This is a genomic window from Sphingobacterium sp. NPDC055346, from assembly GCF_053645235.1.
Genome location: NZ_JBSHMI010000001.1, coordinates 372,905 through 398,667, shown reverse-complemented (window position 1 = coordinate 398,667; position 25,763 = coordinate 372,905). Strand labels below are relative to the sequence as shown.

Sequence of the window (25,763 nt, the reverse complement as noted above, 5' to 3'; positions counted from 1 at the left end):
TTATCTTGACAGTTATGTGTGCATATCATTTTACATCGGGCTCCTCATTAGGTAAGTCCCCTGATATAATGTATCTTTACACGTTTATTAGAAGGCAAAGATATGCAAAAAAGGTGGGTGCTGAAACCTAAAAAGAACGTAGAGCAAGCGAAGAAGCTACAACAGGAGCTGGGTGTAAACCATATAATTGCAGAACTTTTAATAAACCGTGAGGTCGAAACCTTTGACCAAGCGAAAGACTTTTTCCGCCCTTCTATCGACAATCTCCACGACCCTTTTCTAATGAAAGACATGGACCGCGCAATCGACCGGATTGAGCGTGCCATCGGGAATAAGGAGAAAATCTTGATCTATGGTGATTATGATGTCGATGGCACCACCGCCGTTTCCGTAGTCTATAGTTTCTTTCGAGACTTCCATACCGGCCTGGAGTTCTATATTCCGGATCGCTATGCAGAAGGCTATGGTATTTCCAATAGAGGTATCGATTATGCAAAGGAGAATGGATTCTCCTTGATCATTGCCTTGGACTGTGGTATCAAAGCAGTCGATAAGATTGAGTACGCGAATGCAAAGGGCATTGATTTCATTATCGGTGATCACCACTTACCGGGAGATGAGCTTCCGAATGCCGTTGCGGTACTTGACCCAAAGCGAAATGACTGTCCTTATCCCTACAAAGAACTTTCAGGCTGCGGTATCGGGTTCAAGATCATACAAGCATTCATCAAGCAAAATGATATGCCGATGGAATTGGCATACCAATACTTGGATTTGGTGGCGGTTAGTATTGCCTCCGATATTGTTCCCATAACTGGTGAGAATAGAATATTGACGCATTTCGGATTGAAAAAGCTGAACAGCAACCCTTGTTGCGGTCTTCAGGCCCTGATCAATCTTTCTACCCATAAATCCGGACATTTTACGGTTAACGATATTGTGTTTCAGATTGGTCCGCGTATCAATGCCGCCGGACGGATTGACCATGCAAAGGATGCCGTCAAATTATTGATTGCAAAGACATTGGCTGAAGCTGCAGTGTTCTCTGCCAGTGTTGACGATCAGAACAATACCCGAAAGGGCTATGACCTGAAAATTACCGAAGAGGCATTGGCTCTGCTGGATAACAACGCCCACCTGCAAACCAGAAAAACTACCGTCCTATATAAAGAGGATTGGCACAAAGGAGTGATCGGTATCGTCGCATCCCGATTGACGGAAAGATATTATCGACCCACCATTATCCTGACGAATACCAATGGTCATATCGCTGGCTCTGCAAGATCGGTGCTGGGTTTCGACCTATATGAGGCACTAAGTGAATGCAGTGATCTGTTAGATCAATATGGAGGTCATAAATATGCCGCTGGATTAACCATGCCAACCGACAATATCGGTCTCTTTCAACAGCGTTTTGAAGAAGTAGTCAGCAAGAGCATCAAACCGGAGATGCTACAGCAGGAGGTTTCCATCGAAAAGGAAATCAAACTGGCAGAGATTGATTCTAAATTTTACAGGATATTGCAACAATTCCAACCTTTTGGTCCTCAAAATGAAGCCCCAACCTTCATCAGCAAAGGGGTAACCATGGGTTATAATGCCTATATCGTTGGCAGTACACACCTTAAGTTTTCCGTAAAACAGGAGGATTCTACTATATTTGAATGTATTGGTTTCGGGTTAGGCGAATATGCTGACCTGATCAATTCGGGAAAAGCCTTTGATATTTGCTTCAATATTGAGGAAAACTCTTGGCGAGGCAAGAAGAATTTGCAATTAAATGTAAAGGCAATTCGATTTTAAAAAATATATTTGCAAATAAGGGTTTATTCACATGATTCTAAGAGCAGAACATTTAATCAAGAAATATAAACAGCGAACAGTAGTAAACGATGTATCCTTCCATGTTGAACAGGGAGAGATCGTAGGTCTTTTAGGTCCAAATGGTGCTGGAAAGACAACTTCATTTTATATGATCGTTGGATTGATTAAACCAAATGATGGTCATGTCTTCTTAGATGATCTCGAAATTACCCAAGATCCCATGTACAAGCGTGCGCAGCGTGGTATTGGTTATCTTGCGCAGGAGGCTTCTGTGTTCAGGAAACTTTCTGTTGAAAACAACATCCTTGCCGTATTGGAAATCCATTACCCAAACAAGGAAGAACGCAAAGCAAAACTAGAAGAGTTATTGACGGAGTTCAGTCTGCACCGCGTGCGCAAGAACCGTGGTGACCTTTTATCGGGTGGTGAGCGTAGAAGGACTGAGATTGCCAGAGCCCTAGCTGCAAACCCTCACTTTATCCTTTTGGATGAGCCATTTGCAGGAGTTGACCCCATTGCGGTGGAAGAAATCCAAACGATCGTAGCCAAATTAAAGACCAGAAATATCGGAATCCTCATCACTGACCACAACGTTCAGGAAACTCTTTCCATTACCGATAGAGCATACCTGTTAACGGAAGGGAAGATCATGTTGACCGGTACGCCAGAAGAAATTGCCGACAACGAGCTTGCCCGTAAGTTCTATTTGGGTAGACATTTCGAATTAAGACGTAAAAAATTCTAAATAAAATATAGCATAAAACTAACCTATGGCTTTATTGAATTCTCTTTTTACTTGGATAATGAAAAAGCGGATGCATCAGATTGATCTATTCATGAAGTATCCCCACGACGTTCAAGATGAATGGTTTCAAAGCCTGATTTCTGCTGCCGAAGCAACAGAATGGGGAAAGAAATACGGCTATAACAGTATTTATACTCCTGATGAGTTTAAAGAACGGGTTCCCATCCAGGATTATGATGACATCAAGGTGTATGTAGATCGCATGATCAAGGGCGAACAGAATATCCTTTGGCCATCTGACATCAAATGGTTCGCAAAATCTTCAGGAACGACTTCCGATCGCAGTAAATTTATTCCTGTCAGTATCGAAGCATTGGAAGAGTGCCATTATCAAGGTGGTAAGGACATGCTTTCAATCTACTGCCATAATAAACCTGAAAACAAGGTCTTCACCGGAAAATCCGTTGTCATTGGTGGTTCATCGCAAATCAACAATTTCAGCCCGGATTCCTATTACGGTGATCTGTCATCCATCCTTATCCGCAATCTCCCTTTCTGGGCTGAGTTTAAGCGGACACCAAACATCGAGGTGACCCTAAACCCTAATTTCGAAGAGAAGATTGAACAGATTGCCCAAATTACCATCAAGGAAAATGTAACGAGCTTGGCCGGAGTGCCGACCTGGAACATGGTCATGGCAAACCGTATCCTTGAGATTACTGGAAAGGATAATCTATTGGAAGTATGGCCTAATCTTGAATTCTACAGCCATGGTGGCGTTAGTTTCAAGCCCTATAGAGAGCAGTTCAAGAAGTTGATCCCTTCAGATAATATGTACTATCTGGAGAACTATAATGCCTCCGAAGGCTATTTTGGACTTCAGGACCGTTCCGATTCCGAGGATCTCCTGTTGATGCTGGACTATGGAATCTATTATGAATTCCTTCCAATGGAACAGATCAATGAAGAGCGTCCGAAAACACTTTGCTTACATGAAGTGGAATTGGGCAAGAACTATGCTTTGATCATCTCCACCAATGCGGGGCTCTGGCGGTACAAGATTGGTGATACCATCCGATTTACCTCTTTGTCTCCTTATCGTTTTCAGATCTCAGGAAGGACAAAGCAATATATCAATACCTTCGGTGAGGAAGTGATCGTGGACAATGCTGAACAGGCATTGCAGGTCGCTTGTAAAGCTACTGGGGCAACTATCCAAGATTATACGGCTGGTCCAGTCTATTTCAATGACAAGACTGCAGGGGCGCATGAATGGATCATCGAGTTTGAGCAAGAGCCAGATGATTTCCAACGATTTGGCGAAATCCTAGACGCCACACTCCGAGAGATCAACTCCGACTACGACGCTAAGCGGTATAAAAACATGGCTTTATCCTTTCCTATCATCCATAATGCAGCGAAAGGAAGTTTTTATACCTGGATGAAAAGTAGGGGTAAGTTGGGAGGACAGAACAAAGTTCCTCGATTGGCTAATAGCAGGGAATACCTGGATCCACTATTGAAGTTAATCCAAGCTTCTTAATTATATTATTTTTTTGCCTAATTAGGCAGTTCAGTAGATGTATGGGTAATATGTTTTATTATTCGGAGCAGCTATTTATTTGGGACGAATTGCGGTATTGTACAGGTAGACGAAAAAGCCTAGGATAAATTTCCAAACTCCAACTGTCGGAGCGGCTTGAGCATTAAAATCAGTCGATTCTCTTTCCATTTTCGGATTACTTAGTTAAACCTTTAATTATATGCCTTTTATTTTTAGCAAACCATCCATTTTATTTTAGCAGACTGTCCGGAAACAGAAATAAAAAATCATCTTTTGCACTTACAATTCTTGGTTAGAAATCCTTTTCAAAGATTTGCTAAAAAGCATAAGCCCTATTCCAAATACTGTACCGAGAAAGAAAACAAGTAATAAACAATAGAATTCGACATATCAGGACAATGCCTGTATAGCAAACAGTATACAGTGATGGATAGGAAAACATACATATTTCATTATAGCTAAAATGCTCAATTCATAAGAAATCTCAGGGGAAGGCCTGTATTTGTGGAGATTGGACGATTATAAATCCACAATTCATTTATGCTTTTGTTTTTTTTACCTAAATTGCACAGCAATAAATATTCTTTTTGATATGAGTGCCATAGATAATTTCACTATTCAAGTAGAGCCTACCCAACAATCAAGAATTTCGCAAGTAGACTTTGATCATTTAGTTTTTGGAAAAATAATGTCTGACCATATGCTGGTTGCCAATTATGACAATGGGCAATGGGAAGATGTCAAGATAGTGCCTTATGGAAACCTGAGTGTTAGCCCTTCGATGTCCGCCTTGCATTATGGACAGGCCATCTTTGAAGGTATCAAAGGTTATAAATTCCAAGATGGTACCGTGAGTATCTTCCGTCCTGATAAAAACTGGGAGAGATTCAATAAATCTGCAAGAAGACTTGAAATGCCTGAGGTTCCTGAAGAAATCTTCATGAACGGCTTAAAAAAGCTATTGGATGTAGATCGTAACTGGATCCCATCCAAAGAAGGAACTGCCCTTTATATCCGTCCGTTTATGTTCGGTACAGAGGCTGCCCTAGGTGTTCATCCATCTAAATCTTACCAATTCATTATCATCACCTGTCCTGTTGGTGCTTACTATAGCAAACCGATCAGTCTAAAGGTAGAGACACATTATACGCGTGCTGCTGAAGGTGGTGTTGGATTCTCCAAAAACGCCGGTAACTATGCTTTGTCCCTTTATCCTACCCAGTTGGCTAACAACGAAGGATATGACCAGATCATGTGGACAGATGCATTGGAACATAAATACATTGAGGAAGCCGGAACAGCTAACCTGATCTTCCGTATTGGTGATACCATAATCACGCCTCATGGAGACACTATCTTACATGGTGTTACCAGACGTACCATTATGGAACTTGCCGAGAAATGGGGTTATAAGGCCGAGCAGAGAAAAGTTTCTGTACAGGAGCTGATCGATGGAATCAAAGCAGGAGATGTAACAGAAGCCTTTGCTGCTGGTACCGCTGCAACCATTACGCACATTGACAGAATCGGTTTCAATGGCCAAGATTATACCCTTCCTCCGGTAGAAGGTCGTGAATTCTCAAACAAGGTATTGGCGTATCTAAATGATTTGAGATACGGTAAGATCGAAGATCCATTTGGTTGGAACTTTATCGTGAAGTAATTAGGAATAATCCTATTCAATAAAAAAAAGACCGGCACAACGCCGGTCTTTTTTATTGATATAGTTTTATCTTAATCCTCATAACCAAACCTCTTCAGGTAGTTTTTCTTGCTTCTCCAATCAGGCAGCACCTTCACAAAAAGTTCCAGGAAGACCTTTCCGCCAATAAACTCCTCAATGTCCTGACGGGCATAGGTTCCGACTTTCTTGATCATGGCCCCAGCCTTTCCGATGATAATGTTTTTCTGTGAATCACGCTCCACGATGATCTCTGCTGCAATACGGGTGATATGAGCTTCCTCCTTGAAAGAAGTGACCACGACCTCCGTGCTATAAGGGATTTCCTTGTCATATAGCTTAAATACCTTTTCACGGATAATCTCCGAAACAAAGAAACGCATGCTCTTATCGGTCAGTTCGTCTTTCTCGTAATAGGGTGGGTGCACCGGCAATTTACTTTTGATATAAGCCATGACCGCTTCCACATTATAGCCTAGCAAAGCCGAAATAGGGAATACCGTATCCGGATTGATCTTCTCTTCCCAGAATGCAATCTTGGCTTTCACCTCTTCTTCCGAAGATTTATCAACTTTGTTGATGATCACCGCAACTGGAGAACTGGTGTTCCTTAATTTTTCCAGCACGTCATTTTCATCATACTTTTCATGGATGTCTGTAACAAATAAAATAACATCAGCATCGATCAATGAACTCATAACAAAGTTCATCATGGACTCTTGAAGATCATAATTTGGTTTTATTACGCCAGGGGTATCAGAAAATACAATCTGATAGTCTGCATCGTTGACAATTCCGATGATACGGTGTCTAGTTGTCTGAGCCTTAGGGGTTATGATGGACATCTTTTCACCCACTAGGGCATTCATCAAGGTCGATTTACCCGCATTAGGTTTACCGATGATACTCACGAATCCTGCTTTATGTGACATTATTTGATTTTTTATTTGTTTTACAAAGAAACAAATAATATCTTTGTGCTCCAATTCGGAGATAGTATAATCTACTTTTAACAAATACCAACGTAGATTTCTAGAAAATATATTGCGGGGTGGAGCAGTTGGTAGCTCGTCGGGCTCATAACCCGAAGGTCATCAGTTCGAGTCTGGTCCCCGCTACTAAAAAACAAAAAAGGATTGAGCGCGAGGCTCAGTCCAAAAGAAATTCTAAAATACATTGCGGGGTGGAGCAGTTGGTAGCTCGTCGGGCTCATAACCCGAAGGTCATCAGTTCGAGTCTGGTCCCCGCTACTACTAAGGTTTCAATCGAAAGATTGGAACCTTTTTTTGTATAGACATAAGACAATAGACACAAGACATAAGAACTTTCTGGGGTCAAGGTAAAAGATCATGACATAGGGATTGTTTGATGTTGGTTTGTATTTTATTTGAAATCACCTCGCAAAAAAAGGAGCTGTTTTAACAGCCCCTTTAAAAAATGGAAATAAACTTAAATGTTTTGAAAATCCTGTCATTATCCATTTGAAACGTCTGAAATTTCTCCTGTCTAATGTCTTTTGTCTAGTGTCTTTTGTCTAATGTCTTATGTCTATTGTCTTATTTAGGCTGTGGCATAAACCGCCTCCTTGCTTTCCAGGACTGAAGTGCCCATCAGGTATTCATCAACCTTTCTGGCGCATTCTCGGCCCTCAGAAATGGCCCAAACGACCAAAGATTGTCCCCTTCTCATATCGCCAGCCACAAATACTTTGTCCACACTGGTTTTGTATTCCGTTTCCGTAGCGTCTACATTTCCTCTATCGGTTGTCTTTACGCCCAATTGGGTCAAGAGTCCTTCATGCTGAGGGTGTAAGAAACCCATGGCCAGGGTCACCAGTTCGCAAGGGATTTCACGTACTGATCCCTCCACTTCCTTAAAGGATAGCGGTCTGCCAGAAGGATCCAATTCCCATTCCAGGTCAACGATCAAGGCAGCCCTTAAGTTTCCTGCTTCATCACCTAAAAATTCCTTGGTGCTGATGCTCCAATGGCGTTGGCAACCTTCCTCATGCGAAGTGGTGGTTTTCAACAGCATCGGATAGCTTGGCCAAGGCATGGCTTCCGTACGAGCTGTAGGTGGGGTTGGCATCAGCTCAAATTGTGTTACTGATTTCGCCCCATGTCTATTGGATGTACCCACACAGTCTGAACCTGTATCTCCACCGCCGATTACCAATACGTTTTTATCCTTGGCATGGATCTCCTCTACTTCAATTGGAGAACTGCCGACGCGCTTGTTCTGTTGCTTTAGAAATTCCATGGCATAATGAACGCCCTTCAGTTCCCTGCCTGGTATATTCAGATTCCTAGGAATAGTTGAACCTCCAGCCAATACAATGGCGTCAAACTCATCCAGCTCGCTTGCAGGGACATTGTTGCCCACTTCGGCATTGGTCCTGAATACTACGCCTGATTGCTCCATGATCTCGACTCGACGGTCGATGACCGATTTGTCCAATTTGAAGTCTGGAATGCCATATCGCAACAGACCACCGATTTTATCATCCCTTTCGTACACGACTACATCATGCCCAGCTTTGTTCAGCTGTGCTGCTGCCGCAAGTCCGGAAGGACCCGAGCCAACCACGGCTACACGTTTTCCCGTCTTCAGATAGCTCTTGTTCGGTTTCACATAGCCTTTTTTATAGGCAATCTCGATGATGTGCTTCTCAATTTCCTCAATGGCTACCGGGTTTTTGTTGATCCCCAATACACATGCCGATTCACAAGGAGCCGGACAGATCCTGCCAGTGAATTCTGGGAAGTTATTGGTGGAAGAAAGGATTTGGTAAGCCTCCTCCCAATTGCCATCATAGACGGCATCATTAAATTCCGGTATCACATTCCCAAGCGGACATCCAGAATGGCAGAATGGAATCCCACAATTCATGCAACGTGCCGCCTGTTTATTTAACTGTTCCTCGCTGAACGATTGAACAAACTCTTGATAATTCTGCTTTCTGCTTTCCACAGCATCTTTCTGAGGAAGCGCTCTTTCAAATTCTAAAAATCCTGTTGGTTTTCCCATGATGATGTTCCTCCTTGATTATGCTGTTACTAATTTTTTGTTCACCACATTCTTGTACTCTCTTGGGTACACTTTGATGAATCGGTTCTTTTCCGATGCCCAATTTTCCAAGATAAAGCTGGCCCGCTCGCTTTGGGTTAGGTGGATATGGCGTTTCAGCAAGGCAATGATGGCAGTTTCATCCTCGGTTTCCAATGGATCCAGGTCAACCATTTCCTTGTTGCAGTTCTCTTTGAAGGTGCCCGCAAGGTCATAGATCCATGCGATACCACCACTCATTCCCGCGGCAAAGTTCCTTCCGGTCTCGCCTAAGATCAAGGCCCTTCCGCCGGTCATGTATTCACAGCCGTGGTCACCAACGCCTTCCACAACGGCAGTCGCTCCCGAATTCCTTACCGCGAAACGCTCTCCGGCCATTCCGTTGATGAATAGGTGGCCAGAAGTTGCACCATAAAGGGCCACATTGCCGATAATGATATTATCCTGTGGCACCAAATTACTTTCCTTTGCAGGATATATGGCCAACTGTGCTCCTGAAAGCCCTTTTCCTACGTAGTCATTGGCTTCGCCTTCCAGTTCAAAGGAGATTCCCTTGGTATTGAATGCGCCAAAGGACTGCCCGGCAGAACCCTCGAACTTAAAGTTGATCGTATTGTCCGGAAGACCTTCTGAACCATAGATCTTCGAGATCTCATTGGATAATAGGGTTCCGATGGTACGATCGGTGTTTTTCACCTTAAAGGTGCCAAAAACTGGAGTCTTGGTTTCCAGCGCCAATTTTGATTGGTTCAATAATCCCCAATCCAAGATCATGCTCATGCCATGGTCCTGTTCTTCCGTATTGTACAGGGTTTCTCCGTTTGCGTTTGGAGCTACGTGTAATATGCCCAAGAAGTTGATTTTATTTACTTTCCAGTGGCCTAGGTTTTCTCTTTTCTTCAGGAATTGAGCTTTACCAACCATTTCATTGATGGATTTAAATCCTAACTCTGCCATGATCTCGCGCATTTCTTCCGCCAAAAAGCGGAATAGGTTCACGACATCGTCCGGTTTTCCGGTGAATAGCTTTCTCAGTTCGGGATCTTGGGTTGCAACACCTACGGGGCAGGTGTTCAGATGGCATTTACGCATCATGATACAGCCGCCAGCTACCAGCGCTGCTGTTGCAACGCCCCATTCTTCAGCGCCTAATAAAGTGGCGATCACCAAGTCTCTACCGGTCTTCATCTGTCCGTCTGCTTGCAAGACCACACGGCTGCGAAGTTTGTTCAGTACAAGGGTCTGATGAGCTTCGGCCAAGCCTAGTTCCCAAGGTAGTCCTGCATGTTTGATGGAGCTGATTGGAGAGGCTCCAGTTCCACCATCATAACCGGCAATCAGGATCACGTCGGCATGTGCCTTGGCAACCCCTGCTGCAATGGTACCTACTCCAGCTTTCGACACCAATTTTACATTGATGCGCGCTTGTCTATTGGCATTCTTCAGGTCGAATATCAATTGCGCCAAATCCTCAATGGAATAGATGTCGTGGTGTGGCGGCGGGGATATCAGGCCCACTCCAGGTGTAGAATGTCGCACTCTCGCGATCCAATCATCTACTTTATGTCCCGGTAGCTGTCCTCCTTCTCCTGGTTTGGCCCCTTGAGCCATTTTTATCTGTAATTCATCCGCTTGGGTCAGGTAATTGGATGTTACCCCAAAACGTGCCGAAGCAACCTGTTTGATTGCCGAACGCATGGAATCTCCGTTCGGTAATTTTTGATAGCGAATTTCATCTTCACCACCCTCACCTGTATTGGACTTCCCGCCGATGCGGTTCATCGCAATGGCCAAGGTACTGTGGGCCTCATGCGAAATCGATCCGAAGGACATCGCACCAGTGGCAAAGCGTTTCATGATTTCGCTCGCCGGTTCCACCTGATCGATGGAAATCGGACTTCTATGTTTTGCAAAATCCAACAATCCCCTCAAGGTGAACATACGTTCCTTTTGGTTGTTGATCAGTGTTGCATATTTCTTGTAGGTAGAAAAATCATCTGTCCTGCAGGCCTGTTGCAACAAATGCACGGTCTGCGGATTCCATAAGTGACCTTCACCTCTTCTTTTCCATTGGTAGATACCACCTTCCGGCAATAGGGTAGGTGCCGATCTGCTGTTTTCAAATCCGCGCCAATGTTTTGCCAGGGCTTCCTTAGCGATATCATCTAGGTTCAAGCCGCCAATTCTGGAGACTGCACCACAGAAGTAGCTGTCCACGACTTGGCTGTCTATTCCCAGTACCTCAAAGATCTGGGCACCATGGTAAGATTGCAGGGTTGAAATACCCATCTTCGAGAAGATTTTCAACAACCCGTTGCATACCGCCTTGACATAGTTCTTTTTCAGGTCATCCCAGGTCAGTTCAGTTTCCAGATGGCCGATCTCTTTCATGGTCCGGATACTTGCCAATGCCATATATGGGTTGATGGCTGTAGCTCCGAAAGCCAATAGACAGGCAAAATGATGAACCTCCCATGCATCTCCAGCTTCTACGACCAAACCTACAGCCCCACGGTTGCCCGTTTTGATCAAGTGGTGGTGTACTGCGGAAACAGCTAGTAGAGAAGGGATAGCACAGTGCTGGGAATCGATCGCCCGGTCAGACAGGATGATCACTTCAAAGCCATCACGTACGGCATCGTCTGCATAGCGACAAAGCCTTTCCAGACCAGCTTCCAAGGAACCTTCCTTGCCGTCAGCACGGAAATAACTCTGGATGGTTTTAGCCTGGAATACACCGGTGTCGATGGAGCGTAGTTTCTCCAATTCACTGGATGTCAAGATCGGATGTTCAAGGGTTACACAGTGGCAGAATTTCTTGTCTTCTACCAAAATATTGCCGGAGTTTCCGATAAAGGTTGCCAAGCTCATCACCAAACGTTCGCGGATCGGGTCGATCGGTGGATTGGTAACCTGAGCAAAGAATTGCTTGAAATAACTTGAGATATGCTGTGGCTGATCAGAAAGGACGGCCAATGGAACGTCCGTTCCCATAGAACCGATCGGCTCATAGCCGGTCAAGGCCATTGGGGTCAGAATCGTTTCGAGGTCCTCTCGAGAATAGCCGAAGGATAATTGATATTTGAATACAGATTCCTTGGACAGGTAGGTAAAGGTTACCCTTGGCTCTGCCAATTCCTCTAATTTGATTTTATAGTTGTTGATCCATTCTCCATAAGGTTGTTGACGGATCAATTCGCCTTTTACTTCTTCATCCGAACGGATCTTTCCAGCTTCCATATCCACCACGAAGATCTTGCCCGGTTGCTGTCTTCCTTTCTTGATGATTAAGGCTTCATCAATTGGCAATGCACCAGCTTCTGAAGCGACCACCACCCGGTCATCTGAAGTTACTGCGTAGCGCAATGGACGTAGACCGTTACGGTCTAAGGTCGCACCAATGATTTTTCCATCGGTAAAACATAATGCTGCCGGACCGTCCCATGGCTCCATCAAGGTCGCATGGTATTCATAGAATGCTTTTTTCAGTGGGTCCATCTGCTCGTTGCCATCCCATGCCTCTGGTACCAACATCAACATGACATGCGGCAAGCTACGGCCACTGTGAAGCAGGAGCTCCACCACATTGTCCAAACATGCCGAGTCTGACTGTCCGCGGTCTACTACCGGCAATAGGATTTCCATCTCCTCTTCGGTAAAGAATGGGGATGAATAAGCCCTTACACCAGCGTAAAACCAGTTTAAGTTTCCGGTCAGGGTGTTGATCTCCCCATTGTGCGCAATCATGCGGAATGGTTGAGCCAGTGACCATGAAGGGAAAGTATTGGTGGAGAACCTAGAGTGGACCAAGCCAAATGCCGATACCACACGCGGATCCCTCAGGTCTTCAAAATATGACCCTACCTGGTAAGTAGTTAATTGTCCTTTGTAAATTATGGTTTTGCAAGATAGAGAAGCGATGTAGAGTGGAAGGGGGTACTCTTGGTGAAGTTTGATTTTTTGGATGATTAAGCGTCTTAAGACAAATAATTTCCGTTCAAAATCTTCGGTGTTTGCCACCCCTGCCGGCCTGGAGATGAAGAACTGAACGATTTCTGGTTCTGCACCTAAGGCGGTTGGACCTATGCCTTCTCGATTTACCGGAACAGCTCGGAACCCCAATAGTTCCATGCCTCTTTCATTTGCAGCTTCGGCAATGACATCACGGCAGATACGGTTCATGCTCTCCTCCTTCGGGAGAAACAACATTCCTACTCCATAATATCCTGGTTCCTGAAGTTGGATGCCCAACTCAATACATTCTTCCCAAAGAAATTCATGAGGTAACTGGATCATGATCCCCGCGCCGTCGCCCGACTCTGGATCGCAACCACAAGCTCCACGGTGTTCCATGTTCTCTAACATGGTAAGTGCATCTTTAACCTGTTGATGTGACTTCTGACCCTTAATGTGGGCTACAAATCCAACACCACAGGCATCGTGCTCAAACGCTGGGTTGTAAAGTCCTTCTTGCTGCATTGTAATATGATAATTAGATAAAATAACAAACGAGTTTGCTAATATATGAATAAAAACATAAAATATTTGCAATAATGATAAAAAATAATCAAAAACGTTGAGGTTAATATAAATTTAACGCTGTTTGATAATTGAAATTGTATTTGTTTCGCCATTTGCTTATAAAAATGGAATATCATTCGTTACATTTGCTATTTGAACTAATAAATTATGTTGATCAAAGAAATTGAAATTTATAGGTTGAGTATTCCCATGGAACCCTTTGTCATTGCAACGGGAGTGATGGAGTTTGCTCAGAACACTTTTGTGAAGGTCATTTCGGATGAAGGCCTTTACGGAGTGGGTGAATGTTCTGCCTTTCCGATGATTGTTGGGGAAACGCAAAACACCTGTATCGCTGTGGCCCAGGATTTTGCAAAGATCTGGATCGGTAAGGATCCTTTGGCAATTGAAGAGCGATTGGCCGAACTACATCTGTACATTGCCAAGAATGCCACCATTAAATCGGCCTTTGATATGGCCCTTTATGACCTAGCTGCTAAGAAAGCAGGTGTGCCACTTTATCAATTCCTGGGTGGAAAGCCAAGAGAGATCGTAACGGATATTACCATTGGTATCGCTAGCCCGGAACAAATGGCGGCTAAAGCCAAGGACCTGCACGATCATGGTGCCGTTGCCTTAAAAGTGAAATTGGGCAAGAAACCTCAGGATGATATTGCCCGCATTAAAGCTATCCGACAAGCTGTTGGATTTGATATCCCTATCCGGATTGATGCCAACCAGGGCTGGAGCTATGAAGAGGCCATGGAAGCATTAAAAGGGCTTGAACCTTTGAAGATCCAATTCTGTGAACAGCCAATGCGTACCTATAACGATCATCTATTGCCCCAGTTGAGGTCTGAAACCATCGTTCTGATCATGGCTGATGAGTCTGTCTATGACCATCATGATGCAGAACGCCTATGCAGGACAGACAGTTGTGACTATATCAATATTAAGTTCTCCAAATCCTCGGGGATTGCGGAATCCTTAAAGATCCAGGCGGTTGCGCAAGAATTTGGTATCCCTTGTATGATCGGAGGCATGTTGGAAAGCCGTTTGGCACTTGCCGCTAAGACCCATTTTGCTTATGCTGCGCCTAACGTGAAATTCTTTGACCTGGATACCTGCATGGTAGGACATCTTGAGGATCCTGTTATTGGCGGAATTCAATATGATGGCTATTCCATCAAGATTACCGAAGGACCAGGTATAGCAGCGGATATTGACCCTGCATTCCTGGAGAAATGTGAAAAATGGACAATTTCCTAAAATCATACCGATATGCTGAATAATGACACCTGGAACCTAGGAACGAATGAGATCATCATATTGTTTATCCTGATCGTAATTGTCGTTTTTTTCTTTTGGCTTTTTTCCAAGCTGTTAAAGAGAAAATAACAAGCAAAATTCTATAAGAGAAAACAGCTCCAAAAAATTAAGGTTTGGAGCTGTTTTTCTTCTGACCAGCTCGGTCTGCAATCAACCTCTTTTCACAGGCCGATTTTTGCAGTTCAAATTCTAACCATTTTAGGGGTTTCATTCGAGACACATTCGAGACACATTCGAGAGATATTCGAGAATGCTTCGGAGATCGGAGCACATTGCTGGCTTCATCTTTGTGAACATTTTGCGAATTTTCGGAATATGTCTCGAATAAAACCAACTTAAGTCCTCGGAATTTCCATTGCTGGTTAGTATTAAAAATGCTTCAAATGTAATCGAAGGGATTACTGTTTGGGTCTGTCTCCACCTGCATGAGCCTTTGGATTGGTTATTTCATAGCCTCCAAGCCTAATTAAGAGCATTTTTTAACATTTGTTAAAAAACAGGCTTATAAGCCGAATTAACTGCTTTTTTGAATGCCTATCGAATGGATATTATTATAGCTTCCGCTCAAATTTCTTTGATTGCAGGAGATTCGGGGCGTTTAGCATGCATAGCGCTCAGTAATTCTTGAATAAATCAGTACCTTTGTGAACATTTATTTGAATATAAGATTATGAGTACACAAAGAGGTCCTATTTCTCAATTTATTGAGAAAAACTATCTTCACTTCAATGCCGCTTCCTTAGTTGATGCCGCAAAAGGTTATGAAACCCACCTAGCAGAAGGTGGTAAAATGTTGGTTTCACTAGCAGGTGCTATGAGTACTGCTGAGCTTGGAATTTCATTAGCTGAAATGATCCGTCAGGACAAAGTGGCTATCATTTCCTGTACTGGTGCAAATCTGGAAGAGGACGTGATGAACTTGGTAGCGCACTCACACTATAAACGTGTTCCTAACTACCGTGATCTTACTCCTCAAGACGAATGGGAATTGTTAGAAAACCATTACAACCGTGTTACTGACACCTGTATCCCTGAAGAAGAGGCTTTCAGAAGATTGCAAGTTCACCTTGAAAAGGTATGGAAAGATGCTGAAGCTGCTGGCGAACGCTATTTTCCACATGAATTCTTATACAAAGTAGTATTATCTGGCGTTTTGGAACAACACTATGAAATTGATCCAAAGAACTCTTGGATCTTGGCTGCTGCAGAAAAAAACATTCCTATCATCGTACCGGGATGGGAAGACTCCACAACAGGTAATATCTTTGCTTCATATGTCATCAAAGGTGAATTGAAAGCGCATACAGTGAAAACTGGTATCGAATACATGATCTATTTGACAGAATGGTACCGTGCTAACTCAGGTGGCAAAGGTGTAGGTTTCTTCCAGATCGGTGGTGGTATCGCTGGTGACTTCCCAATCTGTGTGGTTCCTATGATGTACCAAGATCTTGAATGGCATGATGTTCCTTTCTGGTCATACTTCTGCCAAATCTCGGATTCAACAACTTCTTATGGTTCCTATTCTGGTGCAGTGCCAAATGAGAAAATCACTTGGGGTAAATTGGATACCGAATCGCCTAAGTTTATTGTAGAATCGGATGCTACGATCGTGGCTCCATTGATTTTTGCTTGGGTATTAGGTCAATAAGATAATTACAACGGCGCAAGGAAATAGGATGGACAAGAACCTTACAACAGATAATCCAATAGCGATTCAGGCCTTGATGTCTGAAACGGTATTTGCTATCCCCGGTTCTGTCATGCCCATCGTAGAGACCCAAACCGTTGGCAACCAACATACATCTCCTCAGCAAGGGCATTTTGAAGCCTCTGCTGAGGAGTTTGTCTATCAAGGGGACAAGTCGACCGGCGTGCTGTTTATCCTGCGTTATCCGGACTATCCTTACTTCTCGCCACAGGCAGAAGAAGCATTTTTGAAAACCATCGGTGCCCTACAATTGAATGCGGATAATGTTGCGGTGCTGAATCTGGCAAACCCCCATAACCCAAATGAGTGGAAGCAGATCATGCAGTTTTTCCAACCCAAGAAAATTACGCTTTTAGGTGTGGAACCTACCTCCCTAAAGCTTCCAGAAATCGGCCATAACTCCTATATGCGCGGTAAGATCGCGACCGTGTTCAATACCTTCAGCTTTGAAGAGATGTTTGCTGATGTCCAGAAAAAGAAACTGTTCTGGAATGAGTTCAAGACCTTTATTCAATCCTAGTTTTTCCCATTTTTTCTTTCTTCCTTTCTTGATTGCTTAAATAGAATGCTATTTTTGAAGCTTAAATTTAGAGCTATGGAATTGGTATTTGCTACAAACAATGCGCATAAACTGGAAGAAGTACAACAGATGGTGGGAGGTAGGTTTGTCTTGAAATCATTGGCTGATATAGGTTGTGATGATGATATTCCTGAAACTGGAGTTACTTTTCAGGAGAATGCCCAACAAAAAACAGATTACCTATTCCAAAAGTATCAAGTGAATTGTTTCGGAGACGATTCGGGTTTAGAAATTGACGCCTTGAATGGGGAACCTGGGGTATATTCTGCCCGTTATTCAGGGTCTAGGGATATGGAAAAGAACATTGACCTGGTTTTGGAAAAGCTACAAGACCAAGAAAACCGCAGGGCAAGATTCAAAACGGTTATTTCCCTGTTCTTAAATGGAGAGCAGCATTTCTTTGAAGGTACTGTAGAGGGAAGGATCATTGCAAGTCGGACAGGAACGGAAGGCTTCGGTTATGATCCGATCTTTATTCCGGAGGGTTATGATCAGACCTTTGCGGAAATGAGTTTGGAAGAAAAAAACAAGATCAGTCATCGCTCGCAAGCCGTGGCAAAGTTGGTTGTTTTTTTAAACTCAAAAGAATAAATATTAATTATAAAATAATCGATGAATTACGGGTATGTTAAAAACCATGTTTTTTCACATGTTAACATACTTTTAACATAATTAAGCAACAAAATCTATTTTTGATGCAGAGTAGGCGGATAATTAGCGGATCCGCCTATTTTTTATGTCTTAATTAACAATTTTCTCATTGTTTAATTACCTAATCTTTTTATTGTGTTAATGTTACCTTAAATGTGCGGGGCTACTTTTACGGCAAAATATTAACCCACATTTCAATGAGATTAATTAAAGCTCCAAAGCTGTATTTAGCGGCTTTTTTGCTTGTAGGATTTCAAATCCCAAGCTCCCATAGTATGGGTGAGGTTCTATCCATTGTCCAGGACCAGGAGGTCTTTACGGGCAAAGTCATGGATGAATCTGCTCGCCCAATCCAAGGTGCCACTGTAAAGAATCTGAACGCTGGAATTTCTACCCAAACCGATGAAAATGGCCAGTTCAGTTTGCGGGCAGCTAAAGGAGAGTCCATCCAGATCAGCTCCATTGGTTATGACAGCAAAATCTTCGTCATTGCTGATCAGAACAATTTTACCCTGAATTCCAATTCCTCAAATCTGGAGGAACTGGTGGTCATCGGTTATGGCTCCCAAAAGAAAGTCAACCTTTCCGGAGCTGTTGATTATGTCAGTGGTAAAGAACTGGAGAGCCGTCCTATTGCCAACGTTTCCCAAGGATTGCAAGGTTTGGTGCCCAACTTAAATGTACAGTTCAATTCTGGTGCTCCTGGAGAGGCTGCAAAGATCAATATCCGTGGTATCACGTCCATCAATGGTGGGGACCCATTGATTTTATTGGACAACGTGCCTATCAGTTCGGCAGAACTGAACAGGATATCACCACAAGATATTGAATCCATGTCGGTGATCAAAGATGCTTCTGCTGCTGCGATTTACGGAGCTAGGGCATCCTTCGGGGTTATCTTGATTACCTCTAAATCAGGTAAAGGAGCCCTAAAAATCAACTATAGCAATAACTTTACCTGGAATACGCCGACAGTCATTCCAGATAAGATTACAGATCCCTACGTTTTCTCACGTTTATTGGAGACATCAACCGATAATACACCTTGGGATAACGTGAATTTCTCGGAGCAATATTATCAATATGCCAAGGAAAGGTCGGATAACCCTAGCATCGCTGATGTAAGGATTGACCCTAGTAACCCAAAACAATGGGAATATATGGGAAATAGAGATTGGACCCGTTATTTCCTGTCCGACTGGAACAATACCCATAACCATGACCTTTCGATTTCAGGATCCAGTGATAAGGTCAATTATTATATCAGTACGGGCTACAACCGTCAAAATTCTCCCATTAAAATCGCTGATGATTATTTTGATCGATACAGTATCCGATCCAAGGTAAACTATAAGCTGAACGATTACCTTTCTGTGGGTAATAATACGGTTATCGGATTGAACGAAAGGGTAAATCCATCCTTGTACAGTTCATCCAGTTCCATGGCTGAAATCTACCATGTTTTCCCAACGAGCACCTTGAAAAACCCGGATGGTAGTTGGGCGTATTCCGATGTGGATCGAAATGTTGGTGCAGGCCGTATTGCCGCCAAAATGGTCGATGGGGGACAGATGAGGACCAAACGCAATGACTTACAGTCTACATTCAATGCTGAATTGCGTTTGTTTGAAAACAAGTTTAAGATCAATGCAGACTATACGTTCCAAAGGAATACCAGGAACTTAAACAGATACACGACCAGATATAAAATTGGTTATGGTCCGGATGATATCCGTGAGGAAGGAATTTCATCAGCCTATCGTGAGGCGGGATTCTCTTACTATAATGTCTACAATATCTTTGGAACCTATAATCAGACCTTTGATAAACATCAGGTAACTGCCGTCCTAGGTTTCAACCAAGAGGATTATCGATGGGAAAATATCGTTGCAGAGAGACAAGGATTGATCTCTGATCTCTTCCCTACCGTGGCATTGGCAACCGGTACTGCTGAAGTAGGAGAGGAAATCGACAAGTATGCCCTGCGAGGAGCATTCTACCGCTTGAACTATATCTTTGATGATAAGTATATCTTGGAATTGAATGGTCGTTATGATGGTTCATCAAGATTTCCAAAGGCTAGCCGTTTCGGTTTCTTCCCGTCGGGGTCCGTAGCATGGTTGATCAACAAGGAGAACTTCTTGTCGGATGTCAATTGGTTAAGCCAATTGAAGGTAAGAGGTTCATATGGTGAATTAGGTAACCAGGCGGTATCCAACTTTGGTTATATCCCAACTATGGAGCCTTTTGAATCTCCATATTTGATCGGCGGCAAAGTGAATCCATCGATAAAAGCGCCAGGTTTAGTGTCTAATCATTATACATGGGAGAAGGTAAAAACCTACAACTTAGGTTTGGACTTTGGCTTTATGCAGAATAAGTTTAATGGTTCATTTGATATCTACCGTAGAAATACCATGGGCATGTTGACCTTCGGAAAGGAGCTTCCTAAGATCTTAGGGGTAAAGGAGCCGAATGAAAATGCGGCCGACCTGGCAACCAACGGCTGGGAATTGACCTTGTCCTATAATGATTCGAAAGATGTCTCGGGCTCAATCCTGAATTTCGGGGCCACTTTTGTGCTATCGGATTCCTACGCCAAGATTACCAAATTTGACAACCCGAACCAGAGAATTACCCAATTCTATAAGGGTATGGAACTGGGCGAAATCTGGGGATTGGAAAGCGATGGTTTCTTCCAAAATCAAGAAGAGATCAATAAGCTGGACCAAACCTCGATCATTCCATGGGGTGCCTTATCGATTGTTCCGGGATGGCCAAAGTTTGTCGATCAAGATGGTAATGGCAAAATTGAAAAAGGCTATGTATTGGGTGATACCAAGGACTTGAAAATTATTGGTAATTCTACCCCACGTTACAATTTTGGTCTGGACCTGAATGCCAGCTGGAAAGGATTTGATGTGCGGGCATTTTTACAAGGTATCGGGAAGCGAGATTATTATCCTCTGGATTACCTTTACTGGGGTGTTTACCAACAGCCTTATGGAAATATCTATTCCCATCTCTTGGATTTCTATCGTCCTAACAATGATTCTGATGCTGACCGTGCGAAACATTCCGCTTCCTATTTAGCCTTAGGTTTGGCAGACCAGAATCTGGATGCCAAATATCCTGTCCTTCAATCTTGGTTGGCGGATCTGAACTTAGGAACGCGTGTCAATGAGGCTCAGGGTGCTGCTATTCCACAGACACGATACTTATTGAACGCGGCATATTTGCGATTCAAGAATGTCACCATTGGCTACACCATTCCAAATCATTTGTTGGAAAGAGCTAAAGTGAAGAACCTTAGGGTTTATGTCAGTGCAGAAAACCTGATGGAATGGTCGGCAGTAAAGAGATATTTTGACCCCGAGGTTTTGAACATCAACACCTATACAGATCCAACCGTAGCAAGAACGAGGGAGGGTAATGGAGCCATGTATCCATTCCAACGTAGTTTTTCTGCTGGTCTACAATTAACCTTTTAAAATAATGAAACGATATATCAAATTAAGTTTATTGACTGCCTCCTTGCTTACGTTTGCAGGGTGTAATGACAGTTACCTTGACCGATTGCCTGAAACGATGGTGCAGAAGGAGAATTTTTTCAAGACGGAGTCCGATCTGGACATGTATGCCTTGAACCTCTATGATTTTCTGGACAACGGTTTTTATGAGCAGGATGCAACTACCGACAATGCGAGTACCACAGGTAATAAGGAGATCAAAAACATCATGCTCGGAACAGCTTCAGCAGCAAATATTACCGAAGGATGGAATTGGGAGAAGTTGAGAGATATCAACTTTATGTTGGAGAATCTTTCACAGGCGAAGATCTCAGAAGCGAAGCTGAAGCATTATGAAGGTTTAGCAAGATATTTTAGGGCTAGGTTCTATGTGAATAAAGTGCAGCGCTTTTCGGATGTGCCTTGGGTAGATAAGGTGGTTAAGGTGGAAGATCAGGCAGCTTTGTTTGGCAAAAGAGATCCTCGAGAATTGGTGGTGCAGAAAATCATGGAGGACTTTAAGTTTGCCTTTGAAAATGTGGAAGCAACCAAGGTTCCTGGAAAAGTGAATAAATGGGTGATCGGGCAGGAATATAGCCGCTTTGCCCTATTTGAAGGAACCTACCGTAAATACCATAAATACTTAGGCTTGGACAAGACCGTGGATAACTTCTTGACCATTGCATATCAAACTGCCGAAAACATCATGAGCAATGCTGGTTATGCTATTCATAACACAGGGAAGGCCGAGTCAGATTATGCCTCCTTGTATAATAATCCAAATCTTGAAAATAACAGCGAGGTAATTCTGGGTCGATTTTACGCCAACAATGTCATCAATCGTTCGGATTGGCCCGGGATGTTTGGGAATTATGAATACTATCCACTCCGGAATGTGGTACAGAGTTACCTGATGAAGGATGGTTCGATCTATACCAATAAGGCGGGTTATGAGAAGTTCTCCTTTGTGGAAGAGTTTAAGGATAGGGATCCTAGGCTGGCCCAAACCTATGCTGCACCCGGTTGGAACCTGGTATATGTCAGTACCTATTCGCAGGGGCCAGGTTTATATGTACAGCAATTGAGTAAGAACTTTTCGGGATATCACCAGATCAAGGGTTTCTTAAATACCAGTGTTCAGGAAGAGAGATACAATGTCGATATCCCACTTTACCGCTATGCAGAAGTCCTGTTGACCTTTGCAGAAGCTAAAGCCGAATTGGGAATCTTGAACAACCAAGCGGATTTAGATAAATCGGTAAACCTATTGCGAAAAAGAGCGGGTATGCCGGATATGACCTTGAACCCGGTGTTGGATACAAAAATGGCCAACGATTTCAAGGAGACTGCTGGACCTAACCAAAGTTTGATCCTGGAAATAAGAAGAGAACGTAGGGTGGAATTGGCATTTGAAGGATTCCGTTTCAATGATTTGATGCGCTGGAAAGCAGGTAAGCTTTTGGAAAGAAAACCACAGGGAATCTATTTCAAAGGATTGGGCAATCACGACGTGACGGGTGATGGAATTGCGGATATCAAATTGATCGGAGCCAGTGAATCCTTACCTGAGGTTAGAGAAAAGAACAGTTTAGGGGTCACCTTAAGATATTATAAGGTAGGCAGAATAGGACAGGATGTTTCTGTATTTTTAAGTGACGGAAATTCTGGATATATTGATGTCGTAGATAAGGTTGGTGGTTTTGAAGAACCTAAATATTATTATAGGCCCATTCCTAAAAACGATGCAGATATCAATACCAATCTCAAACAGATCTTTGGGTGGTAATATTATAAAAGAATCATTATGAAAAAAATCAGTTTGATCCTTGCTTGCCTTTGTAGTATCAGCTTGATCTATGCGCAAGCTCCGAAAGCTAAAAAAGCAATCGTCATCATCGTGGATGGTATTCCGGCGGATGTTAAGGAAAAGGTAAGTACGCCATTTATTGATGCCGTAAGCCAAATAGGTGGCTATACTCGTGCGACCATGGGCGGCGAGAAGTCGGGTTATTCCCAGACGCCTACCATTTCAGCGGTTTGCTATACCAGCATGATCACTGGAACCTGGGGTAACAAGCACAATGTTTGGGACAATGGTCTGGAAGACCCAAACTATAATTATTGGACCATGTTCAGGTTTCTGAAGAATGACCAGAAAGACAAGAAAATCGGGATTTATTCCACTTGGTTGGATAATAGGACAAAATTGATCGGTGAGGGCCTACCGCAGACCGAACATTTGAAGTTTGATTATCATTATGATGGTTATGAATTGGATACCGTTCGTTTTCCGCATGATAAACAATCAAAATATATCAACAATATTGATGAAGAAGTAGTGAAGGAAGCGAGCCAGAGCATCAGGAAAGATGCGCCTGATTTCAGTTGGGTCTATCTTCAGTACACCGATGATATCGGTCACCATTTTGGGGATAGTCCTGAAATGGAGAAGGCGGTACAGATAGCGGACCGTCAGGTGGGTGACCTATTTGCAGCAGTGCAATATAGAGAGCAGTATTATAATGAAGATTGGATGTTTGTCGTGATCACGGATCATGGTAGAGATGTGGCAACCGGTGAAAGCCATGGTGGTCAGACCGATCGTGAAAGGGGAATCTGGATAGCAACAAACAAAAAGGAGTTGAACAAGCATTTCTATGCGCATACACCTGAGATCGTTGATATTTTGCCTTCCATGGCAAGACATTTAGGTGTGAACATTTCCAAAGAGCAGCAATATGAATTGGATGGTGTGCCATTTGTAGGTGAAGTTTCCATTGCGCATCCAAAGGCTATGCTGAAAGATGATAGTTTGATACTCAGCTGGACCAGTCTTCAAAAAAATGATAAAGTGAAGATACTGGTATCAGGAACGAACAACTTCAAGCAGCAAGGCGTAAAGGGGAATGATAAGTATATTGATTTAGGTGAGTTTGAGCAAAGCTCAGGAGCAGTGAAAGTCAAATTGCCTAAGGAGTTGAAAGACAGCAAAATGTTGAAGGTAGTGTTTGAAGGGAAAGACAATACCTTGAACCGCTGGATCGTGAGATAATAAGTAAAAAGGATGATCAATAACAAGAAAGAGGCTGCATCATGCAGCCTCTTCTAATTTACTATTAACTTAATATTTATTATTTACTTACTCCAGGGTTGGTGATTGTTTCCCCTAGTGGAATTGGGAAAACATAACGCTCGTCAGAAGGTTGAACCAAACGGCCGGCACCTTCGGAATTGATTGGCATATTTCTACGCTGTAAGTCTGGTACACGTAGACCTTCACCCAAGAACTCAATTCTACGTTCTAATAAGATGGCATCTACCAAAGCCGCTTTGTTTGCAAAAGCAGGGAAGGTATAAGCCGCATCAGAACGATTACGAACCGCTTTCAATAAGGCCAAGGCTCTAGTTTGAGAACCCGCTTCTGCTTCAGCTTCTGCCAAGTTCAAGAGTACCTCTGAATATCTGATTGCAGGGATCCAGTCCAAATAAGGTGAAGCACTGGAGAACTTCGTTAAGATATTCAACTTGCCATCTGAAGATTTTCCGGTCAAATCTTTCTTACGTGCATCGGTTGCTGGCCAAGCAGCGTTCGAAAAGATACCATCTGCAGCCAATGAATACTCGATATTTCCTTCGTTGTAGTAATAACCCAATTGGTTTTGTGTTCCAGGGGCATTGTTAGCTTCAAAAGGGAAACTTAAGATACGCTCGTTGATCGTGAAGTTCGAAAATACATCGGTAATGGCAGGTGCCAATTGATGTTGGACACCAGAGCTAGCCTTGAATGGTGCTGCGGCACTTACGATTTTGTTTGCTTCCGAAATTACCTTTGCATAATCCTTCATGGCTAGATAGACACGGGTTTTGAAGGCAATAACGGTGTTTTTATGCGCACGGGTACTTTGAGATTCTGCATCTCCATAAGTAGCTGGTACCGCGGCTTCCGCTTCATTCAAATCTTTTAGGATCTGTGCATAGATGTCCTTTACAGGGCTTGCTGCTAAATCATTGTTATCGGAGTTTCTTTCTGCCAATAAACGCAGTGGAATTCCTCTAGAAATACCATTGTCCGCTGCATATGGCTTAGCAAATAACTGCACCAAGGAATAATAAGTCAGCGCACGGATGAATTTAACCTCCGCAATCAATTGAGTTTTCTTGTTGGCATCCAAGATATCGGTACCAATTGGCTCCACACCTTCCAAAAAGATATTGATGCGGTTGATGGTCAAATAACCTCTTACCCAAAAGTCTGAAACATAGCTGTCTGTTTCATCATTGGAGAATTGATAGGTCGAATAACCCGTTACGTTATTCTGTCTTTGATTGACAAATTCTTCCGAACGGATATCATTATAGATTAAGTAACGGCCGCCATAAAACTGACCATTCTTGATCGATGAATATATACCTACTACTTGAGATTCGATACGGTCTGCGCTAGAGAACACGAATTCACTAGGTATCGATAGTTCAGGGGATAGTTCCAAAAAGTCCTTTTTACAAGAGACGGTACTGAACAACAGTGGCGTTAGAACTAATAGCCCTGCTAATTTATTTTTGATTTTAAATCTTCTCATGA

General features: G+C 43.1%; 15 protein-coding genes and 2 tRNA genes. 13 read left to right on the top strand and 4 right to left on the bottom strand.

Features of this window, described 5'->3' with window-relative positions:
* The first annotated feature begins 102 nt into the window (after positions 1 to 102).
* The 4 genes from recJ to ACWICE_RS01635 all read left to right on the top strand — a co-directional run bounded on the left by recJ (position 103) and on the right by ACWICE_RS01635 (position 5,796).
* Complete coding sequence (gene recJ, locus ACWICE_RS01650) at positions 103 to 1,803, top strand: single-stranded-DNA-specific exonuclease RecJ (protein WP_454297501.1); 1,701 nt, start codon at positions 103 to 105, stop codon at positions 1,801 to 1,803.
* Between the two features lie 31 nt (positions 1,804 to 1,834).
* On the top strand, positions 1,835 to 2,569 hold the full coding sequence (gene lptB, locus ACWICE_RS01645) for an LPS export ABC transporter ATP-binding protein (RefSeq protein WP_185211250.1): 735 nt from the start codon (positions 1,835 to 1,837) through the stop codon (positions 2,567 to 2,569).
* Between the two features lie 25 nt (positions 2,570 to 2,594).
* On the top strand, positions 2,595 to 4,112 hold the full coding sequence (locus tag ACWICE_RS01640) for a GH3 auxin-responsive promoter family protein (RefSeq protein WP_185211249.1): 1,518 nt from the start codon (positions 2,595 to 2,597) through the stop codon (positions 4,110 to 4,112).
* A 613-nt stretch (positions 4,113 to 4,725) separates the two neighbouring features.
* A complete protein-coding gene (locus tag ACWICE_RS01635; RefSeq protein WP_454297500.1) occupies positions 4,726 to 5,796 on the top strand; it encodes a branched-chain amino acid aminotransferase in 1,071 nt (356 codons plus the stop codon).
* 71 nt (positions 5,797 to 5,867) lie between these two features.
* Here the strand turns inward: ACWICE_RS01635 and era are convergent, their stop codons facing one another.
* Positions 5,868 to 6,746, bottom strand: a complete 879-nt coding sequence (era, locus tag ACWICE_RS01630; RefSeq protein ID WP_185215929.1) for a GTPase Era — start codon at positions 6,744 to 6,746, stop codon at positions 5,868 to 5,870.
* A 113-nt stretch (positions 6,747 to 6,859) separates the two neighbouring features.
* Here era and ACWICE_RS01625 point away from each other — a divergent pair.
* Positions 6,860 to 6,932 (top strand) — tRNA-Met (locus ACWICE_RS01625).
* Between the two features lie 59 nt (positions 6,933 to 6,991).
* A tRNA-Met gene (locus ACWICE_RS01620) sits at positions 6,992 to 7,064 on the top strand.
* Between the two features lie 310 nt (positions 7,065 to 7,374).
* On the opposite strand, the gene ACWICE_RS01615 is transcribed toward ACWICE_RS01620, so the two are convergent.
* Positions 7,375 to 8,841, bottom strand: coding sequence for a glutamate synthase subunit beta (locus ACWICE_RS01615; RefSeq protein ID WP_454297499.1), 1,467 nt, complete (start codon positions 8,839 to 8,841; stop codon positions 7,375 to 7,377).
* A gap of 18 nt (positions 8,842 to 8,859) precedes the next feature.
* Positions 8,860 to 13,359 (bottom strand): glutamate synthase large subunit, encoded by a 4,500-nt coding sequence (gene gltB / locus ACWICE_RS01610; RefSeq protein WP_454297498.1) that lies wholly within the window; start codon positions 13,357 to 13,359, stop codon positions 8,860 to 8,862.
* Between the two features lie 210 nt (positions 13,360 to 13,569).
* Here gltB and ACWICE_RS01605 point away from each other — a divergent pair, with 210 nt between their 5' ends.
* The 7 genes from ACWICE_RS01605 (at position 13,570) to ACWICE_RS01575 (ending at position 24,233) form a co-directional block, all read left to right on the top strand.
* Entirely contained in the window at positions 13,570 to 14,670 is a 1,101-nt protein-coding gene (locus tag ACWICE_RS01605; protein ID WP_454297497.1) for a mandelate racemase/muconate lactonizing enzyme family protein, read from the top strand.
* A gap of 730 nt (positions 14,671 to 15,400) precedes the next feature.
* Positions 15,401 to 16,381 (top strand): deoxyhypusine synthase family protein, encoded by a 981-nt coding sequence (locus tag ACWICE_RS01600; RefSeq protein ID WP_185211243.1) that lies wholly within the window; start codon positions 15,401 to 15,403, stop codon positions 16,379 to 16,381.
* Positions 16,382 to 16,409: 28 nt separating this feature from the next.
* A complete protein-coding gene (locus tag ACWICE_RS01595) occupies positions 16,410 to 16,961 on the top strand; it encodes a hypothetical protein (protein WP_185215932.1) in 552 nt (183 codons plus the stop codon).
* A 75-nt stretch (positions 16,962 to 17,036) separates the two neighbouring features.
* On the top strand, positions 17,037 to 17,612 hold the full coding sequence (locus ACWICE_RS01590; protein ID WP_454297496.1) for a non-canonical purine NTP diphosphatase: 576 nt from the start codon (positions 17,037 to 17,039) through the stop codon (positions 17,610 to 17,612).
* A 257-nt stretch (positions 17,613 to 17,869) separates the two neighbouring features.
* Positions 17,870 to 21,163 carry a SusC/RagA family TonB-linked outer membrane protein gene (locus ACWICE_RS01585; RefSeq protein WP_454297495.1) on the top strand — a complete coding sequence of 1,098 codons (3,294 nt, stop codon included), beginning with the start codon at positions 17,870 to 17,872 and terminating at the stop codon, positions 21,161 to 21,163.
* A gap of 4 nt (positions 21,164 to 21,167) precedes the next feature.
* Entirely contained in the window at positions 21,168 to 22,967 is a 1,800-nt protein-coding gene (locus ACWICE_RS01580) for a RagB/SusD family nutrient uptake outer membrane protein (RefSeq protein ID WP_454297494.1), read from the top strand.
* Between the two features lie 18 nt (positions 22,968 to 22,985).
* Positions 22,986 to 24,233 (top strand): alkaline phosphatase family protein, encoded by a 1,248-nt coding sequence (locus tag ACWICE_RS01575; protein WP_454290712.1) that lies wholly within the window; start codon positions 22,986 to 22,988, stop codon positions 24,231 to 24,233.
* A gap of 79 nt (positions 24,234 to 24,312) precedes the next feature.
* On the opposite strand, the gene ACWICE_RS01570 is transcribed toward ACWICE_RS01575, so the two are convergent.
* Positions 24,313 to 25,761 carry a RagB/SusD family nutrient uptake outer membrane protein gene (locus tag ACWICE_RS01570; RefSeq protein WP_185215935.1) on the bottom strand — a complete coding sequence of 483 codons (1,449 nt, stop codon included), beginning with the start codon at positions 25,759 to 25,761 and terminating at the stop codon, positions 24,313 to 24,315.
* Between the last annotated feature and the right edge of the window lie 2 nt (positions 25,762 to 25,763).

Excerpts from the sequence above, each read along its gene's own strand:
- recJ (WP_454297501.1), top strand. The coding sequence starts at position 103 with ATGCAAAAAAGGTGGGTGCTGAAACCTAAAAAGAACGTAGAGCAAGCG.
- lptB (WP_185211250.1), top strand. The coding sequence starts at position 1,835 with ATGATTCTAAGAGCAGAACATTTAATCAAGAAATATAAACAGCGAACA.
- ACWICE_RS01640 (WP_185211249.1), top strand. The coding sequence starts at position 2,595 with ATGGCTTTATTGAATTCTCTTTTTACTTGGATAATGAAAAAGCGGATG.
- ACWICE_RS01635 (WP_454297500.1), top strand. The coding sequence starts at position 4,726 with ATGAGTGCCATAGATAATTTCACTATTCAAGTAGAGCCTACCCAACAA.
- era (WP_185215929.1), bottom strand. The coding sequence starts at position 6,746 with ATGTCACATAAAGCAGGATTCGTGAGTATCATCGGTAAACCTAATGCG.
- ACWICE_RS01615 (WP_454297499.1), bottom strand. The coding sequence starts at position 8,841 with ATGGGAAAACCAACAGGATTTTTAGAATTTGAAAGAGCGCTTCCTCAG.
- gltB (WP_454297498.1), bottom strand. The coding sequence starts at position 13,359 with ATGCAGCAAGAAGGACTTTACAACCCAGCGTTTGAGCACGATGCCTGT.
- ACWICE_RS01605 (WP_454297497.1), top strand. The coding sequence starts at position 13,570 with ATGTTGATCAAAGAAATTGAAATTTATAGGTTGAGTATTCCCATGGAA.
- ACWICE_RS01600 (WP_185211243.1), top strand. The coding sequence starts at position 15,401 with ATGAGTACACAAAGAGGTCCTATTTCTCAATTTATTGAGAAAAACTAT.
- ACWICE_RS01595 (WP_185215932.1), top strand. The coding sequence starts at position 16,410 with ATGGACAAGAACCTTACAACAGATAATCCAATAGCGATTCAGGCCTTG.
- ACWICE_RS01590 (WP_454297496.1), top strand. The coding sequence starts at position 17,037 with ATGGAATTGGTATTTGCTACAAACAATGCGCATAAACTGGAAGAAGTA.
- ACWICE_RS01585 (WP_454297495.1), top strand. The coding sequence starts at position 17,870 with ATGAGATTAATTAAAGCTCCAAAGCTGTATTTAGCGGCTTTTTTGCTT.
- ACWICE_RS01580 (WP_454297494.1), top strand. The coding sequence starts at position 21,168 with ATGAAACGATATATCAAATTAAGTTTATTGACTGCCTCCTTGCTTACG.
- ACWICE_RS01575 (WP_454290712.1), top strand. The coding sequence starts at position 22,986 with ATGAAAAAAATCAGTTTGATCCTTGCTTGCCTTTGTAGTATCAGCTTG.
- ACWICE_RS01570 (WP_185215935.1), bottom strand. The coding sequence starts at position 25,761 with ATGAGAAGATTTAAAATCAAAAATAAATTAGCAGGGCTATTAGTTCTA.